The 16,884-nt window shown below is 64.3% G+C and carries 15 protein-coding genes; 6 read left to right on the top strand and 9 right to left on the bottom strand.

What is annotated here, in order from left to right:
* Positions 1-373: 373 nt before the first annotated feature.
* Genes ACLMAJ_RS30300 through ACLMAJ_RS30290 form a run of 3 tightly spaced genes read left to right on the top strand, consistent with a single transcriptional unit; the run spans position 374 to position 2,834 of the window.
* Complete coding sequence (locus ACLMAJ_RS30300; RefSeq protein ID WP_412017267.1) at positions 374-706, top strand: hypothetical protein; 333 nt, start codon at positions 374-376, stop codon at positions 704-706.
* A 17-nt stretch (positions 707-723) separates the two neighbouring features.
* Positions 724-1,653 carry an EamA family transporter gene (locus ACLMAJ_RS30295; protein WP_412017266.1) on the top strand — a complete coding sequence of 310 codons (930 nt, stop codon included), beginning with the start codon at positions 724-726 and terminating at the stop codon, positions 1,651-1,653.
* Positions 1,605-2,834 (top strand): CBU_0592 family membrane protein, encoded by a 1,230-nt coding sequence (locus tag ACLMAJ_RS30290; RefSeq protein ID WP_412017265.1) that lies wholly within the window; start codon positions 1,605-1,607, stop codon positions 2,832-2,834. Before ACLMAJ_RS30295 ends, ACLMAJ_RS30290 begins: the two co-directional genes overlap by 49 nt.
* 79 nt (positions 2,835-2,913) lie before the next feature.
* Here ACLMAJ_RS30290 and ACLMAJ_RS30285 read toward each other — a convergent pair whose 3' ends face one another.
* The 4 genes from ACLMAJ_RS30285 to ACLMAJ_RS30270 form a co-directional block, all read right to left on the bottom strand.
* On the bottom strand, positions 2,914-4,266 hold the full coding sequence (locus ACLMAJ_RS30285; protein ID WP_412017264.1) for a cytochrome P450: 1,353 nt from the start codon (positions 4,264-4,266) through the stop codon (positions 2,914-2,916).
* A 268-nt stretch (positions 4,267-4,534) separates the two neighbouring features.
* Positions 4,535-5,110 carry a TetR/AcrR family transcriptional regulator gene (locus ACLMAJ_RS30280; RefSeq protein ID WP_412017263.1) on the bottom strand — a complete coding sequence of 192 codons (576 nt, stop codon included), beginning with the start codon at positions 5,108-5,110 and terminating at the stop codon, positions 4,535-4,537.
* A 200-nt stretch (positions 5,111-5,310) separates the two neighbouring features.
* On the bottom strand, positions 5,311-6,441 hold the full coding sequence (locus ACLMAJ_RS30275; RefSeq protein ID WP_412017303.1) for an epoxide hydrolase family protein: 1,131 nt from the start codon (positions 6,439-6,441) through the stop codon (positions 5,311-5,313).
* 121 nt (positions 6,442-6,562) lie between these two features.
* Positions 6,563-7,807, bottom strand: a complete 1,245-nt coding sequence (locus tag ACLMAJ_RS30270) for a cytochrome P450 (protein ID WP_412017262.1) — start codon at positions 7,805-7,807, stop codon at positions 6,563-6,565.
* Between the two features lie 283 nt (positions 7,808-8,090).
* Between ACLMAJ_RS30270 and ACLMAJ_RS30265 the strand changes: the two genes are divergently transcribed.
* Complete coding sequence (locus ACLMAJ_RS30265) at positions 8,091-9,020, top strand: glycoside hydrolase family protein (protein WP_412017261.1); 930 nt, start codon at positions 8,091-8,093, stop codon at positions 9,018-9,020.
* Between the two features lie 39 nt (positions 9,021-9,059).
* Here the strand turns inward: ACLMAJ_RS30265 and ACLMAJ_RS30260 are convergent, their stop codons facing one another.
* From ACLMAJ_RS30260 to ACLMAJ_RS30245, 4 genes are all read right to left on the bottom strand, one after another.
* The gene (locus ACLMAJ_RS30260; RefSeq protein ID WP_412017260.1) at positions 9,060-11,870 is read right to left on the bottom strand and encodes a P-loop NTPase fold protein; all 2,811 of its coding nucleotides are present in this window, start codon (positions 11,868-11,870) and stop codon (positions 9,060-9,062) included.
* 19 nt (positions 11,871-11,889) lie between these two features.
* Entirely contained in the window at positions 11,890-12,237 is a 348-nt protein-coding gene (locus tag ACLMAJ_RS30255; protein WP_412017259.1) for a hypothetical protein, read from the bottom strand.
* Between the two features lie 78 nt (positions 12,238-12,315).
* Positions 12,316-12,849 (bottom strand): DUF3145 domain-containing protein, encoded by a 534-nt coding sequence (locus ACLMAJ_RS30250; RefSeq protein ID WP_412017258.1) that lies wholly within the window; start codon positions 12,847-12,849, stop codon positions 12,316-12,318.
* Positions 12,850-12,971: 122 nt separating this feature from the next.
* Positions 12,972-13,802, bottom strand: coding sequence for a serine hydrolase domain-containing protein (locus ACLMAJ_RS30245; RefSeq protein WP_412017257.1), 831 nt, complete (start codon positions 13,800-13,802; stop codon positions 12,972-12,974).
* A 151-nt stretch (positions 13,803-13,953) separates the two neighbouring features.
* Between ACLMAJ_RS30245 and ACLMAJ_RS30240 the strand changes: the two genes are divergently transcribed.
* Entirely contained in the window at positions 13,954-15,147 is a 1,194-nt protein-coding gene (locus ACLMAJ_RS30240; RefSeq protein WP_412017256.1) for a serine hydrolase domain-containing protein, read from the top strand.
* Between the two features lie 83 nt (positions 15,148-15,230).
* Positions 15,231-15,575, top strand: coding sequence for an iron chaperone (locus ACLMAJ_RS30235; RefSeq protein ID WP_412017255.1), 345 nt, complete (start codon positions 15,231-15,233; stop codon positions 15,573-15,575).
* Positions 15,576-15,587: 12 nt separating this feature from the next.
* On the opposite strand, the gene ACLMAJ_RS30230 is transcribed toward ACLMAJ_RS30235, so the two are convergent.
* Positions 15,588-16,718: an NDMA-dependent alcohol dehydrogenase gene (locus tag ACLMAJ_RS30230; protein ID WP_412017254.1), complete on the bottom strand. Its 1,131-nt coding sequence runs from the start codon at positions 16,716-16,718 to the stop codon at positions 15,588-15,590.
* Positions 16,719-16,884 lie beyond the last annotated feature (166 nt).

The following is a 16,884-nucleotide window of genomic DNA, read 5'->3' as shown; positions in this document are numbered from 1 at the left end:
GTTACGTCTATAGGTAATCACTGATCTGGTCTACCTATTTTAGTTACCGATTGAAGGCTCTGGATGACGCGAGTATCTTGACCGAATCGAGATGACTCTCCTGCGGTGACATTCATTTGTACTCGCACGGAACAATTCGGATGAGGTCGGGTAATGAATGTCATCGCACCAGTCTGCTGTTCACGGTGGATCCCGAGCAGAATAGGCAGAAGTGCGTGAATGTGCTGCGGGAACGTCCGGTGCGCACGGTCGCGGTTATCGGGGCCGGGATGATCGGGACATCGGTGGGCCTCGCCTTACATAGGCATGGCGTACTCACTTATTTACATGATCGAGACCCCGCGGCGCGAAGGCGATCGGCTGCGATCTCAGGATGTCGGCGGAATGGTGGGCAGCGAACGATCCCGGGCCGCACGCCGCCTCGACAGAACTGTTCGACGGCCGGATCCGGGTGCTCACCCCACCGGCCGAGACGCGTTCGGACGCAATCGAAACCGTGGTCGAGTTCGTCGGTTCGACCGGGGCGCGTCCGGTGATGACGGCGCATGGCGAACACGACAGGATCGTGGCGCGCACCTCCCATGCGCCGCATCTGGTCGCGTCCGCGCCGGCCGCGCTTTGCCCGGAATCCGCCGAGCTGACCGAATTGTTGCGACGCGGAAATCTCGGGCGAGCTCTTTTGACGCAGCACGGCGGTGCACGGTGACCGGTCTGGAAAATCGCGTGACGACCGTAATTCGACAGGTCGCACCGGTCAATACTTACGCGCTGCTTTCGTGCGCAATGGGCCCGTGCCTTTTCGGAACCGCTTTTCTGGCCATACAGTCCCTGCCCGCCGCACCGTTGTGGAACGCGGTGTGCCGCGTATTACCTGCCGGGCTCGTATTGTTTGCTGTTCGGCCCGCACGCCCCGAGGGAATTTGGTGGGCGCGCGCCGTGCTGCTCGGCATGCTGAATTTCGGCGGTTTCTTCGGTCTTCAAGCGGTCGCCGCGCACCGGATACCCGGTGCCGTTGTATCGACGATTTCCGCGGCGCAGTGCATTGTCGTTCCGCTGATGGTGATGACGACCGGTCAGCGGCTGGCGCCGCGTCAGTTCTTGGCACCGTTGCTGGGCTTGCTCGGAGTTGGGCTCGTCGTGCTGCGCGGCACTACCCGGCTGGACCTCATGGGGGTCGGTGCGGCCGCCACGCTGGCACTGCTGTCGGGCACGGGGATGGTACTCACCCGGCGCTGGGGCGTGCCGCCATCGACAGCGCCGCTGAGCGCGATCGCGTGGCAGATGCTGGCGGGCGGGCTGATGCTGCTGCCACTGGCGATGCTGCTCGAGGGTGAACCGCCCAGCCTGAGCCCGCATCAACTGCTGGCGACCGGATGGCTGGCCCTGGCGGCAACCGCGGCGGCATTCGCGCTGTTCTTCGGCGGCCTGCTCCGCGGCGTCGAGGCGACCACCGGTTCTCGGCTCATACTGCTCGGCCCGGTCGTCGCGGTGATACTCGGCTGGACCTTCGCGCACCAAAGCCTGACGATTGTGCAGCTCGCCGGGATATCTCTGGTGCTTGCCGCGCAATTCGGCGGCTTCGAGCATTACGCGGGTGAGCACGCGTGGCCGCGAGTGGCGTGGACGTTCATGGCACAGCGGGCACGCCGATGAGCCAGATCCCGCAGATTCTGGGCGCGCTGCTGCTGCTCGCGGCCTTTGTTTCCGCTCAGGCCGGTCTGGTTGATGACACGAAGGTCTCGTACCTCGCGTGCAACGCGGTCGGCAGCGGCATCCTGGCCGCCATCGCCTATTCCGACCGGAACTGGGGCTTTCTCTTGCTCGAAGGCACATGGGCCTTCGTATCGACAATCTCTCTGGGACAACAAGGTTTCCGCGTACGAAAAGCGCGCTCGAGCATGACGGTCGACGGTGCGGCGCCCACTGAACTTCCGGGCGAGTTGTCCTTACGACAGAGCAGGGCGGTCACCCTCATCGGCGACGAGCTGAGTAATCCGCACCGTCTCATTCGGTTGTTGCGTAACTCCTACGCAACCTCGCAGGGGCGACAGTGGCTGCAACCGCACGTTATCTGGTGGGTACTGACCTTCCTGCGGGACAACGGGATTCGGGCGGACTTCGACACGCTGACAGCACCCGGATTGCGCCGAAAAATCATCGAGATGCCGCTTCCGGTCGGTCACGGCCCGGTAGAGCCGGAGGAGCATACTCGACAGAATTTCGATCTGTGGTGGTCGATTCTGATCGACATCGCTCGGACGGTCTACAAGCCACAGTGGCGGCGCATGCTTTCCGGGCGTGCCACCAACCTGCCGGATTACGCCGAACTTCGACGTCGCGCAACAGGGCTGGGCATACAACCGTGGATGTCCAGCGCCACCTACGAGGAGTTGTCGGCCATCGCCCATTCGTTGGCGGTGATCGGCGCATACAGTCGGCGGGGCCGGGTCGGCTCGGACAAGATCATGACCGATGTGCTGCTGCCGGAGCTTCTGCTGGCCGAGATGCAATGGCTGAAACTGCCGAACGGGCGTCCCGTCGTCGGCGGTCGACCCAGCGTGGACATCGTGCTGTTGCGGCGATACGCCACTGTCGCGCGACGATGGGCCGACGACCGATACCTGGATCCGTACGATCACATGTACCTGTGTGCCGGGGACATCCTCGACAATCTCTCTCGCGATCGCACCTCGCCGAGCGCAGTCGGTTCGATTCTGCATATGTACGACACGATCTGCCGGGCCGACGGTGCGCCGCTCACCTCTGATCGACTCCAGCTGTCGCCGAGCTCACCGATAGTGACCGCGCGAACATCGTCTCGGTCGGATCGGTGACGGGGTCGGTCGTGGCGACAACCCCCGTCCACCGGCATCCGGAGCTGCCGGTGGCGGGCCGCCCGAATCGGGTCGGGAGTTACCGCCGCCGGCGGCGGTAACGGACGCGGCACGGCTGCTGCAGCTGCACCACCATCTTGGAGTGGTCGTTGCGATAGGTGTCCGACGGCTGGGCCAGCTCGAATTCCCAGTCCCGCAACAGGATCGAGAAGATCGCCTTCAGCTGCATGAGCGCGAACGGCGCACCGACACACCGGTGGCGGCCCGCACCGAAGGGGATCCAGGTCCAGCGGTTGACAATGTCTTCCTGCCGCGGGTCGAGGTAGCGGCTCGGATCGAAGGTGTCCGGGTCGGGGAAGTCCTCGGCAATCCGGTTGGAGACCGCGGGGGTTGCCGCGACCATATCGCCGTCCGCGATCTGGTGCCCGCACACCTCGAATTCGCCACGGGCGATGCGCATCACGATGATCAGCGGCGGATGCAGCCGTAACGCTTCCTTCAGCGACGCCTCCAGATTCGGAATCTGGCGCAACGCGTTGTGGCTGACTTCCGAATCATCGGCGTACAACCCGTCGAGCTCGGTGACCACCGCGTCCAATATTGCTGGGTTACGCAGCAATTCGATGGTCGTCCACGCTGCCGTGCCGGAAGTGGTGTGGTGCCCGGCGAACATCATCGAGATGAAGATGCCGGTAATCTCGCTGGCCGCGAATCGCGGCGCGCCGCTCTCGTCCGGCACCGACATCAGCACGTCGAGCATGTCACGAGAGTCCTTGCCGGACGGCGGATTCGCCGCGCGGCCGTCCATGATCGACTGCACCAGCTCGACGAGTTTCACGCGGGCCTCGTCGCGGCGGCGAAAGCTCTCGATCGGGGCATACGGATCGACGTAGGCCAGCGCGTCGGTCCCCTGCTCCAGCTCGTGGTACAGATGCGCGAACCGCGCATCGAGCTCATTGCGGAACTTCAGCCCGATCAGGCAGGCCGAGGACGTGTAGATCGTCAGCTCGGCGAAAAACTCGAGCAGGTCGATCTCGCCCTCGTCATCCCAGGTTGCCAGCATCCGGTCTACCTCGGCGGCGATGGTCGTGGCGTGCCCACGCATGAAGTCGGCGCGCAGCGCCTGGTTGTGCAACATCTCCTTGCGGCGTTCCGGGCTCGCGTCGAAGACGACGCCCGCACCGAAGATCGGTGTCATGAATGGATAGGCCGCGGCCTGATCGAGGTCCTCGTCGCTGGCCCGGAAGAAGAATTCGTTCGCTTCCGCACCCGACAGCAGCACCACATCACGCCCGGCGAGCTCGAAGGTCCCGACATCCCCGCATTCGGCACGAACACGCCGCATCAACCCGATCGGATCGGTGCGGAACTCCTCGAGATGCCCGTGCTCGTCGGCTCCGCCGGATACCCGCCGCGGCTTGACCAGTGTCATTGGAAAGTCCTTTCCGCATGCCTGTCCAAACATGTGATGGACATGTGTCCGGACACTACTACGGTTGGACATTCGGTACAAGACCAGGGCCGCATTCGACCTGAACCGCCGAGGGGCGCGCAGGGCAAATCGATTGGCGGCCTTCACGATTCCGGCCAAATTTTTTGATTCACTGAACGCTGCCGCAGGTTCGCCGGAGTCCGGCGACACATCTGCGGCTATGTGGCGCACATCAGGCGCCGAGTGGTATCGCTCCCGCCCGGGCGATTCAGCCCAGCAGACGCTTGGCGGATACCGCCAGCAGATCAGCGACCTCCGAGTAGGAAAGGTGCCCCATCCCGCCGCGCAGCAAAGCGCCGGAGTACAGCAACTCGAGAATGTCGAGCGTTTCTTGATCATCCGCACCGAGCCCGGCTCGGATTCGACGGCGAATCTCGACCCCGATCCGCACCCGCAGATGCTTCACATCGGGATCGTCACCCAGCAGGGCATTGCTCACCGCCGCAGCCAATGCGGGCTCATCGGCGATGAGCATCGCTATCTGGCGCAGTACCGCGTCCACGCGCGCGACTCGATCCAGTCCATCCATCTCGGGCAGCGGCGTGGCGGCCAACCTGCGCCAGTACACCTCGGAGATCAGATGTTCCTTCGACGAGAAGTATGTGTACGCGGTGGCGGTGCCGACCCCCGCCTCCGCAGCCACGAGCCGTATCGTCGTGCCCGAGTACCCTTCACGAGACAACACCTCGACGACCGCGACGGTAAGGCGGTCGACGGTGTCGGCCTGCTTCTCGGTCAGACGTCGCCGAGTGGCTTCGGCCCCGGAGTACGCAAGTTCAGACATATGTCTAGACACTACTACGAACTGCAGAACCGAGGCAATCCGTGACGGACCGCGGCAATGAGGCGATCCTCGCGATGATCGCCCGTGGCTGCCAGGCGATCGGCGACCTCGAGGTCCTCGAGCTGGTACGAAAGCTCCCCTGACGCCGATGATCTCGACCGGCGCAGGAGAGCAACATCGCGCCGACGCTGGTCCCGTTTCTAATCGCGGTATTCGCGGAAGGACTCGCGCAGGTCGTCGATGACGAGGTCGGGTTCTTCCATGGCGGCGAAGTGGCCGCCGCGCTCGAATTCCGTCCAGCGGACGATGTTGTGGTTTCGTTCGGCAATGCGGCGCACCGGGATTCCGAGGTCGTGGGGCATGACCGCCACCGCGACCGGCACGTCGGTGTCGGGTTCCGGTGCGCCCCAAGTGGCGGCACCTTCGTAGTAGTAGCGCGCCGAGGACCCCGCGGTGGCGTTGAGCCAGTAGATCATGACGTTGGTCAGCATTGCGTCGCGGTCGACGGCGTCCTCGGGTGCGTCGGCGGAGTCGGTCCAGTCTTTGAATCGTTCGACGATCCAAGCCAATTGACCTACCGGGGAATCAGCGAGCGCGTAGGACAGTGTCTGGGGACGGCTTGCCTGCAGCATCGCGTAGGCGCCGAGTTCGTACTGGGCGCGCTGAGCCAGTTCGAGGGCACGCCGTTCGGCCGGGTTGTCGAGGTCGGCTGTCTCGGGAGTGACTGTGGCGGAGGCGATCATCGTCAGATGCATGGCAACGAGGTGCTCGGCGTCGATGACCGCCAACTGGCGGGTGATCGCGGCGCCGGTGTCTTCGCCGTGCGCGACGTAGCGGTCATAGCCGAGTCGGTGCATCAGTTCTGCCCAGGCCTTCGCGGCGCGCACGGTGGACCAGCCGACCGCCGGTCCGGAAAATCCGTAGCCGGGAATGGTCGGCACCACGACATGGAAGGCATCCTCGGCTTTGCCGCCGTGCGCCACCGGGTCGGTCAGCGGTCCGATCACTTCGAGGAATTCCACGATCGATCCCGGCCATCCATGGGTGAGCAGCAGCGCCACCGCGCCGGGCTCTGCGGAGCGGACGTGGATGAAATGCAGGTTGTGGCCGTCGATTTCGGTGCGGAACTGTGGGAAGGAGTTGAGCCGAGCCTCCTGGGCGCGCCAATCGTAGGTGTTGCGCCAGTAGTCGACCAGTTCCCTTGTGTATTCGATCGGGATGCCCTGCCGCCACCCCGCATCGGGATCGGCGTCGGTCCAACGGGTGGCGTCCAGTCGCCGGTTCAGGTCATCGAGCTGTTCTTGCGGGATGTCGATCCGGAAGCGAGTGATCTCTGTGCTCATGAGGACACACTATGACCCACCTAGGACAACTTCGACCCTAGGCTCGAGTGCGGGATGCGCAGTGTCTTGCAACGGCGAAACACCTTGCCGTGGCCATTTCTATCGGCGGCTATTCGTAGCGAACCTGCCAGTGCTTGATTCCGTTGATCCAGCCGGAACGCAGCCGCTCCGGTGCGGCCACCTCGGCCAGGTTCGGTATCGCATCGGCGATGGCATTGAAGATGAGGTCGATCTCCAAGCGAGCCAGATTCGCGCCGACACAGAAATGCGGTCCGGTACCGCCGAAAGCCAAATGCGGGTTGGGATCACGGAGAATGTCGAAGCTGAACGGATCAGTGAACGCTTCCTCGTCAAAATTTGCCGAGCCGTAGAACAAACCGACCCGCTCCCCCTTCCGAATCCGCTGACCGCCCAACTCGGTATCCACGGTGGCGGTGCGCTGAAATACCGTCACGGGAGTAGCCCACCGGATGATTTCATCGGCGGCGGTGCGTGGACGCTGCTCCTTGTACAGCTCCCACTGGTCCGGATTGTCCACGAACGCCTTCATCCCGTGCGTGATGGCGTTGCGGGTGGTCTCGTTGCCCGCCACCGCGAGCAGGATGACAAAGAACCCGAATTCGTCAGACGCCAAGGCTTCACCATCGATGTCGGCCTGCACCAGCCGGCTGACGATGTCGTCGAGCGGATCGGCACGCCGCTGCTCGGCCATATTCCACGCATATCCGAGGAGGTCGATCGAGGCAGTCTGCGAGGTGTCGGTGGACGTGGTGTCGCCGTACTCCGGATCGTCGTAGTTGAGCATCTGGTTGGACCACTCGAACAACTTGTGGCGATCGTCCTGCGGCACACCGAGTAGTTCGGCTATAGCCTGCAGCGGCAGCTCGCAAGCGATCTGCTCGACGAAGTCACCACCGACCTCTTGCTTCGCCGCGCGCACGATCGCCGCGGCCCGGTCCGCCAGCGCGGCCCGCAATCCCTCGATCGCCCGTGGGGTGAAACCCTTGGAGATGATCCGGCGGATCTTCGTGTGCTTGGGCGGGTCCATATTGATCAGCAGTGCACCGGTCACCTCGATCTGCTCGACAGTGACCTCGCCGGGCAACCGGATGATCGCGCCCTTGGTCGTACTGGAGAAGACCTCGGGCTGTCTTGAGACCTCTTTGATGTGTTCGTGTTTGCTCACGACCCAGTAGCCGCCGTCGCGGAAGCCGCCGGACCGAGCGGCACTCTGCGAGTTCCACCAGACCGGAGCGGCGCGGCGGAGTAGGGCGAATTCCTGGGCAGGGTTTCGGGTTTCCCACAACGCGGGATCAGTGAAATCAAATCCTGCGGGCAGCGAGGGCGCTGACACTATTGCCTCCTCGAGAGGATCAGAGATGCTCGAGTCGGGTGTCGTAGCACCGCCGGTGATCACGACCACCCGGCCGCCGTGGCACGGTCAGACCGTGCGCGGTGACTCGGGCACCAACTTGTCGACATGTGTCCATATACTAGACTGGACAGTAGTCCGATTCAATATGCACGCGACAGTGGCGTTGGCCTGGCCGACGCCCTTGCCGACATCGGCGTGACGGCGCAGTGGCCAGGCGGCGTGTCTGCGGCTCGAAGCCGATCCGGCCTGAATAATTTGTGCGATGCCCTCTGGGAAGGTCTGTCGCAGGTCGGTGCTGGCGTTGGCAGCGGGATTGCCGCTGGTGTCGTTATCAGCGGGGAGGGCCGCTGCGGGCGAAATGTCAGGGGCGGCGGTTCGATACACGATGAGCGCCTTCACCAACGGCAGCGAAACCGATTTGTGCGTCTACGAATCTACTGATGCGACTACGTTTCGGTTGCTGCGCGGTTTCGCTTATCGGCCGCCGAGTGGGGTGATGCGGGATCCGAGCATCTTCCGCCATGTCGACGGTGACTACTACCTGGCCTACACCCCGTCCGCGGACGGGCATGCTATCGGGTTTGCGCGCAGCGCCAATCGAGTCGACTGGACACATCTCTACGACTTCACGGTTCCGATGCCCGGCATCGAAGCCTGTTGGGCACCTGAATGGTTCGTCGATGTCGACGGCCGCGTCAGCATCATCGTGTCGCTGAGCTACGGGCGCCGCTTCACGCCGTATCTGATGACGGCGACCGATGTGTCGTTGCGGTCGTGGACTGTGCTGACACCGATGGTCGGGCTGATATCCAACCTCTTCGACCGCGCGCAGATCGGTTACATCGACACCACAGTGGTCGCACTGAACGGCCGGTATTTCGCCTTCACCAAGAACGAGACCACCAAATACATCGAACTGGCTGTCGCTCCAACCCCGCTCGGGCCGTATGTCTTTGTCGCGACGGGTGATTGGGCACACTGGGGCACCCCGCGCGAAGGACAGTCGCTCGTCCGTCGACCCGATGGTGGCTGGCGCATCTACTTCGATGCCTACACCGACAACAAGTACTTCTACAGCGACAGCTATGACGACTTCCGCACGTGGACCACACCCCGCGAACTTCCCGGCCTCTCCGGAACGATCCGCCATGTCACCGTTTTCCCGGAGAACCTTCCAGAATCCGGAACCTGAACGACGGCTCGATCCCTGCTGTGCCGAGCAGACCAGCGCTCAGTTGTGGTCGACCTCGGCGTTATCGGCCGATGTGAGGACATACGAGAAACGTCGGATTCGTGGCAGCCAAATCTGTAGATCGTTCAAATCGGGCAGGTCGACGAGTTCCGAAACCTTCGCGATGCCGCGATGGAGTCGATTCCATTGCGCGAGTTGGCTGTCCGGAATCGTCCCGACGATGCGGTTCGTCCACGCGATCTCCGATCGTTGTGGTTCGAGGTCGGCGACGAAACGGGTCCACGGCGTACGAGGTGGGCGGTGCGCCAATCCGCCGTCGATCTCGCGGCGCGGATCGGGCCGGGTGTCGAGCACGCCGCCTAGCAGTCGTGCATGGGCTGTCAGTAAGCCGAGCAGGAGCACGACGGCTTGGTACTGACCCGGACGGGTACCGCCGAGACCCAGAAACTGGGATGCGTCGGACAGGTCGCGGGTGGCGCGCACCATGCGATACAGATTCACCAGACGTTTGGCCTCGCGTGGTGTGGCGATCAGCAGGTCCAGCGAAGCAAGCAGGGACAGTTCGGGTTCGGTGAGTGGACGTGCGGTGCCCACCGCTGTCGCCGTTCGCTGCTGAGTATCGACCTCGGATCCACGCTCGATGGTGATGGCGGCAGCGTCTGCTTGCGCGGTGTTCACAGGCGCGGCGCCGAGCGGGCTCGGGTGGTCACCGGATCCCCGTCGATCCGCCGCGAGAAGTGGTCGTGCCACGGCGGCATCGTCCTCGAGCGAGCGAAGCAATCGGCCCAAGCTCCCAGAAGGCATGGCGGGCAACATGATAGGAATGTTCAGGATCTTCTCCAGATAGTCCTCGGGCGTGTGCCAGTCGTCCGCCGGGTCTCCGGTGACACCGTCGTGCAGCAGGTCGCTGTACTGACTGTGCAATGAACGCAGCAACCACCGTGGATCGACGCCGACCACGACAACGAACAGCTCGAATGCCAGCAGCAGATGCACCGCCTGGAGCACCTCGACGACCTGATCAGGGCGGCAGCGGTCGAGATCGTCTATGTACAGCACGATTCGGTCGACCGGCCGACGGGGGCCGTCCCAGTCCTCCGGGTTCTCCCGCCAGTCCTTCATCAATTCGACAAGCTGTTCGAAATCCTTGCGAATGGTCGAGATCAGCCCCAGATTCCGGGTGTAGGAGTCGCCGTTCGCACGCTCGGCGAGAAAGGCGTAGAGCCTCCGGCCGGGTGTGAGCTGAGCCAGTTGTCTACCGAGCTCACCGACATGGGCGACGACATCGTCGAGCTGGGACTGTGCGACAAGCTGTTCCGCCTCGGCAGCACGCAATTGGGCGAGCTTCTCGCGCAACTCCACATCGCCGGAGGCATGGGCTCTTGCCATTTCCGACTGCACGTCCTCGGTGACTTCACGCAGGTTTCGCAGGCCGTCGCGCGCACGGGTCAGATAGGTGAGCCCCACCCCTCCGGTACAGAACGTCACGAAGCCGAAGGCCACCGCAACCCATTCCTTCACCGCGGGTGTCAGCATGGCGGCGACCGCGCCCGCCAGAAGCAGAATGGCGGCGACGGCCAGCGCGGTTCGGCCACGGCGATCAGCTGAGGCACGGCGCAGACCATCGACTTCGGTCAGCGTGCCGTGCATCTGCGCGGCAAACAGTTTCGCCTGCTCGACCTGATCGGTAATGCCGAGCTGCCGCCAGAGACTGTCTACCCTGTTGCCGAATTCGGCCGAATCGCGCAGCGCCGCAATGAGCTTCCGAGCGCTGGATTCGCGGCGGGCGACGGCGGCGTCCACTTCGGCCTGCAAGCGGGCGGCGGTAACCCTGGCCTGCTCCGTCGCCACCTCGAGCTGCCGGCGTTGGTCGAGGCGACCGGCCAGATCGGTGCGGATCTGCTCGGCACGGTGCGGTGCGGAGGGGTCGGGCCCAGCGAGTTGCCGGAATATCTCGTCGCCGAGGCTGGCCCAGAGATTGCTGTCGGCGTAATGCCAGGCGTTGAAACCGATCTGGACGATCTCGTCGCAGTATCGAGTGCTGTCCGATCCCGCGAGACCCTGAATACGATCGCGCATCATTGCCATGAAATAGCTTTTGCCGGAACCCCATTCGCCGAAGACACCGACCGATAGCGGCAACGGCGTGTGCCGATCGGCCATGACAGTGGCCAGCATCGAGACGTAAGGGGCAACTTCCAATCGATCGCGATCCAACGGGATACCGACGTTGGGATCCACCAAGTCCCTGGCTATTCCGCCTGCCAGCTGGATAGCGGACTGTACCCCCGGCAGCCGCGCGAACTCCCGCACGATCGCTACCGCACTGTCTTCGGTCTGGCATAGAAACACCAGACGATCGAGCTTTGCCTCGCGCAGATCCCGCAAAGCCTCGACGACAGCAGGCATCACGATCGCAGCGATAGTGTCAACGGGTTCGGCCATCGCGCCCGTTGCCAGTAGCGGAAGTCCGAGCACTCGGGATCCAGCCGTTACGGCAACCTGGACCGCACTGCGGGTGGCGAGGCGCACGGATGCGGAAGTGACTTCACCCCGGTCAGACGGTTCGTCGCGGGGGGTGACAAGTACGGCGCGTTGCAGCGACGCGCCGGACCGGAGATCCAGGATGTGGGGATGCCCAGCGTCGATCTGTTCGAAATAGATCGTGTCCCATGGCGCCAGCTGAAACTCCTGCCGCAGCGCACGACCGAGCTCACCGAGAGTCGACCCCACCGACACCACAACAGTGTCGATATCCAATTCCCACGGCAGGCTCGTTCGCGCTATGGAATACCGAGTCCGGTCTATTGTTCCGAGATCGATCAGAGAGGGGCGCTCGGAGGTAGTCAAGCCGGAACCTGCTTTCGAATCACGCGATCGAGTTCCGCGCGCCCCCCGCTGTCGCTCGCTGCGGATCGCGCTCAGTCGAAAGACAGTGTAGTGCGGCGGGTCTCGGACTCACCTCGCTGACGAAGACCCGATTCTCAAAAGGGGCCCGTCGTTGCGGCTGTCGATGCGCGCGGCAGGCCACAACGCCCCATTGGCGTAGTCGCCTGCCAGCCAAACGCCTTTCGAGCGCGACCATCAGCGCGAGCCGGTCGACGTTCGGGGTGCCGGTAGCCAGCAACGCCTGCTTGGTCGTTTCCATGGCAACCTGCATCAAGATGTGTGCGGACGCATTGAGCGGGTTGGCATACCTGCCGGTGAACAAGCTCATCTCGGGCCCCTTGGTTCTATCGACCCCGCCAATCATTTGCCAGGACCGGTTCGGCGGCACGAGTAGCGCTGTACTCGATTACCCCACGTCGCGGCGAAGCCAGGTGACCTCGGCACCGGATTCCGCGCCGTAGCGGTAGAGCTCCAGGTCCTCGTCCCATGCGGTGCCGAGGGCGCGGTCGATTTCGGCGGCGAGGTCGTAGCCGCTGTACTTGCCGAGTTCGCGGGAGGCCCGCAACAGCGCGCGCAGGCGCATTTCGCCGATGGCGACGTCGCCGTTGGCACTGGTGGAACCATGCCAGAGACCGAGGTTCGGCACGAAGCTGTAGCGCTCGCCGTCGACACCGTCGCTCGGGTTCTCGGTGACTTCGAAACGCAGCACCGGCCATGGCCGCAAGGCCTGGGCTATCCGGGCGGCGGTACCTACCGGACCGACCCAATCACTGGTTGCGCGCAATTGGCCGTCGGCGGGCTGCGCGGTCCAGCGCAATTTCGCCGGCGCGGCCAGGGCCGAGGTAAGTGCCCATTCGATGTGTGGGCACAGCGCGGGGGGCGACGAGTGTATGTAGACCACACCCGCCGTCGCATCCGCGAACTGACTCGATGCGCGCACCACTAACACCTCCAGCTTCGACGAGGGACGTCTTCCCCAACGACCCGTCGAACCTGGCGTTGCCTGAGTGTACTGGAGTGTCCGAAGTTACACGTGTTACTTCGAAAGCATGTTCCGTGGTGTTACTTGGGCACCTCATTCCGTGCGAACGTCGACTCCGCGATCACCGCATCGGAGAAGACGGGCCATACCTCCCGGGCCCAGTCGCCGAAATTCTCGTCTGTCAGAGCGATACTCGCCACCCCTATGTTCGGATCGACCCACAGAAATGTTCCAGATTGTCCGAAATGGCCATAGGTACCAGGCGAATTACCTCCGCCGGTCCAATGCGGAGATTTGCTGTCACGAATCTCGAAACCGAGTCCCCAGTCGTTCGGGCGCTGCGAACCGTAACCGGGCAGCACACCGTTGAGGCCCGAAAACTGGACCGCGGTCGCCTCGGCGTGGGTCTGCGCGGAGAGCAACTGTGGATTCAGCAACTCCGTCGCGAAGCGAGCGAGGTCGGCCACGGTGGAGCGGCCCGCGTGTCCGGCGGGCCCGGCCAGCACCGAGGCGGTCATGCCGAGTGGTTCGAAAACCGCGTCGTGCAGATACTCGGGGAACCCGATCCCGGACTGTTCGGCGACGAACGCGGCAAGCACCTCGAAGCCGGCGCTGGAGTAGATCCGCCGGGTCCCGGGAGCGGCCAAAACCTCGGTCGTGTCGAAGGCGAGGCCGGAGGCATGGGACAACAGATGTCGCACCGTCGCCCCCGGCGGGCCCGCGGGCTGGTCGAGTTCGATCGCACCCTCCTCCACCGCCACCAGCACGGCGTAGGCGACCAGCGGCTTGGTCACCGAGGCGAGCGGAAACACTCGCTCGACATCGCCCGCGGTATGCGCGCCGTCACGGGTGACAACACCCGCTCCCGCATGCCGAACCGGCCAGTCCTTGATCTGCTCGAGTGAACGCACCAGGCGAGCGTAGCGAGACGACCGACGGGCTGTCCCAGGCGGACGCTTTCGCCGATTCCGCGACGGAATCGGTCTCGGACGCGCGACCGGTGTCCGCGCGGACCGAACGCCGCCGCACGAACACCGGTACCGTCGGTACCATCTGGTGACCATGAGCGCACTGCCCACAATCCACGGCGAGGTCGAGTCCGGTTTCGGACCCGTCGCCGACGCCTTTCGCCGCAACTTCTCCCACCACGGCGAAATCGGCGCCGCCGTGGCCGTGTTCGCGGGCGATCGCCCGGTCGTAGATCTGTGGGCGGGGCATCGCGACCGACGCAGGACACTGCCGTGGGAGCGCGACACCATCGTCCCGGTGTTCTCTTCCACCAAGGGCATGGCCGGATTGGTGCTCGCCACGTTGGTATCGCGGGGCCTGCTCGACTACGAGGAGCGGGTCGCGACGTACTGGCCGGAGTTCGCTGCCAATGGCAAAGACGCCGTCACCGTCCGGCAGCTGATCGATCATCAGGCGGGCCTGTCGGGCCTGGACACCGTGGTCCGCCTCGCCGAGGTCGCCGACCTGGACAGGCTGGCCACCATCCTCGCCGCGCAGAAGCCCGCGTGGCTGCCCGGTACCCGGCACGGCTATCACGCCATCACCCTCGGCCTCTATCAGGGCGAGCTGGTGCGTCGGGTCGATCCCGAGCAGCGCACGCTGGGCCGCTTCTTCGCCGAGGAGATCGCCGAGCCCCTGGGCCTCGACTTCTTCATCGGCCTACCCGCCGAGCAGAGTATGGACCGGATCGCGACGCTCGCCGCGACCGAGGGCCTCGACATCCTGCGCTACGAACGCGACCTGCCGGTGCGCATCGGCGCGGAGATCCTCGCCAAGCGCGGCTATTCCCATGCCGCACTGAGCAATCCGCGTGTCGGCGCTCCGGCACGGGCGGCTCGGCGCGAGTTTCTCGAGGTCGAGATGCCGGGCTCCAATGGCGTCGGCAATGCCAGGTCGTTGGCGAAGGCGTACGGTGCGGCGGCCGGTCGCACTGGAAACCTCCCGATCGAGGACAAGGTCCTCGACCTGCTCGCCGTCGCGGATACCGCCGACGACGTGCCCGCCGACGATCTGGTGCTGCACACCAAGAGTCGCTACCACTTGGGCTTCCGCAAGTCGCGCGGCTCGTTCCGTTTCGGCTCGGACAAACGCGCCTACGGCACAACTGGCCTCGGCGGCTCGTTCGGATTCGCCGACCCCGCAACGGGTCTCGGCTTCGGATATTCGATGAACCGTCTCGGGCTCGCCGTGCTCGACGATGTGCGCAGCCGCAATCTGCGCGAGGCCCTGCTGCGTTGCGCAGCGTGAGCGTCTCGCGCCCATAGACTGGGACCGCTCGACCGGCTCGACGGATCAACACATTGGCGACCGATCACCGAATCGAGGGACTCGTGGCAGCGAAACCAGCGAATGTCGACGCCTACATCGCCTTGTTCCCCGCGGACGTAGCGCCCGTCCTCGAGGAGCTCCGGCGCACGATTCACCGCGCACTGCCGGATGCGACCGAGGCGATCACCTACGACATCCCGACCTTCAAGCTGAACGGTCACAACGTCGTTTATTTCGCGGGCTGGAAGCGGCACGTCAGCCTGTATCCGATCCCGGACGGCGACGCCGCGTTCGAGCGCGAGATCGAGCCGTACCGTGCGGGCAAGGGCACGTTGAAATTCCCGCTCGGCAAGCCGATTCCGTACGACCTCGTCGCACGCATCACCGCCATGCTCGCCGAGCGGTAGCCCTCGTGGCTGTTACCAGTCGGCCTCGGTGTACTTGATGATGCCGCGAATGTTCTTGCCGTCCAGCATGTCCTTGTAACCCTCGTTGATCTCCTCGAGGGAGTAGCTGCGGGTCACCATGTCGTCCAGGTTGAGCTGACCCGCCTTGTAGAGCGACAGCAGGTGCGGTGCGTCCTGGCGGGCGTTGCCGCCGCCGAAGATGCAGCCCTTCACCGTCTTCTGCAGCATGGACAGCAGGAAGGTGTTCATCTTGACGTCGCCCGCGTCCATCCGGCCCATCGAGGTGATCACCAGGGTGCCGGCCTTGCCGGTCAGGATCAGGCCCTCTTCGACGTAGTCGCCGTGCATTTCACCCATGGTGAGGATGACCTTGTGGGCCATCCGTCCCTCGGTGATTTCGATCAACGGCATGATCGCGGCGGCCATGCTCTCGTAGGTGTGGGTCGCGCCGAACTTCTGCGCCTGCTCCCGCTTCCACGGGTTCGGGTCGATAGCAACGACTTTCGACGCGCCGGAGATGACCGCGCCCTGCAGCGCACTCATGCCGACACCACCGATGCCCGCGATCACCACGGTTTCGCCCGGCTTGACCTCGGCGACGTGCGTGGAGGACCCGAAGCCGGTCGGCACGCCACAGCCGACGAGGCAGGCCACCTCGAACGGGATGGACGGGTCGATCTTCACCACCGAGGTGTGATGCACCGTCATGTACGGCGCGAAGGTGCCGAGCAGGCACATCGGGATGACATTCTCGCCGCGCGCCTGGATCCGGTAGGTGCCGTCGCTGATGGCCTGACCCATCAGCAGACCCGCGCCGAGATCGCACAGCGCCATATTGCCGCTGACGCAGGCCGGACAGCGACCACAGGCCGGGATGAACGACAGGATCACATGATCGCCGATCTCCAAGTCCGCGGGGCAGTTCGGCCCGAGCTTGGTGATCACGCCGGCGCCCTCGTGGCCGCCCATGACGGGATAGCCGGGCATCGGCGTCGCGCCGGTCACGATGTGGTGGTCCGAGTGGCACATTCCGGCGGTTTCCATCCGGATCTGGACCTCACCGGCGACCGGGTCACCGACCTCGATCTCTTCCACCGACCATGGCTGGTCGATCCCCCAGAGGATCGCGCCTTTCGTCTTCATTCGTGTAGACCTCTCGCATGCACGGGCTTCTATGTGACTGCACCCACACTACGAGAAAACTGGAACGCGTTCTAGTACCGGGTCGAAAATTCGTCGACCAAGATCGGCCGAACTCGCCGGTGGGCACCCTTTCCCCCAGCTCTGGGCCCCGGCCGCAGTAGATTCT

Origin of the sequence: Nocardia arseniciresistens, from assembly GCF_046764875.1 — a bacterium.
GTDB classification, from domain to species: domain Bacteria; phylum Actinomycetota; class Actinomycetes; order Mycobacteriales; family Mycobacteriaceae; genus Nocardia; species Nocardia arseniciresistens.
The sequence above is the reverse complement of the archived record's forward strand: the minus strand, read 5'-3'. Positions and strand labels throughout refer to the sequence as shown.

Excerpts from the sequence above, each read along its gene's own strand:
- ACLMAJ_RS30240 (WP_412017256.1), top strand. The coding sequence starts at position 13,954 with ATGAGCGCACTGCCCACAATCCACGGCGAGGTCGAGTCCGGTTTCGGA.
- ACLMAJ_RS30300 (WP_412017267.1), top strand. The coding sequence starts at position 374 with ATGTCGGCGGAATGGTGGGCAGCGAACGATCCCGGGCCGCACGCCGCC.
- ACLMAJ_RS30265 (WP_412017261.1), top strand. The coding sequence starts at position 8,091 with ATGCCCTCTGGGAAGGTCTGTCGCAGGTCGGTGCTGGCGTTGGCAGCG.
- ACLMAJ_RS30255 (WP_412017259.1), bottom strand. The coding sequence starts at position 12,237 with ATGAGCTTGTTCACCGGCAGGTATGCCAACCCGCTCAATGCGTCCGCA.
- ACLMAJ_RS30285 (WP_412017264.1), bottom strand. The coding sequence starts at position 4,266 with ATGACACTGGTCAAGCCGCGGCGGGTATCCGGCGGAGCCGACGAGCAC.
- ACLMAJ_RS30280 (WP_412017263.1), bottom strand. The coding sequence starts at position 5,110 with ATGTCTGAACTTGCGTACTCCGGGGCCGAAGCCACTCGGCGACGTCTG.
- ACLMAJ_RS30230 (WP_412017254.1), bottom strand. The coding sequence starts at position 16,718 with ATGAAGACGAAAGGCGCGATCCTCTGGGGGATCGACCAGCCATGGTCG.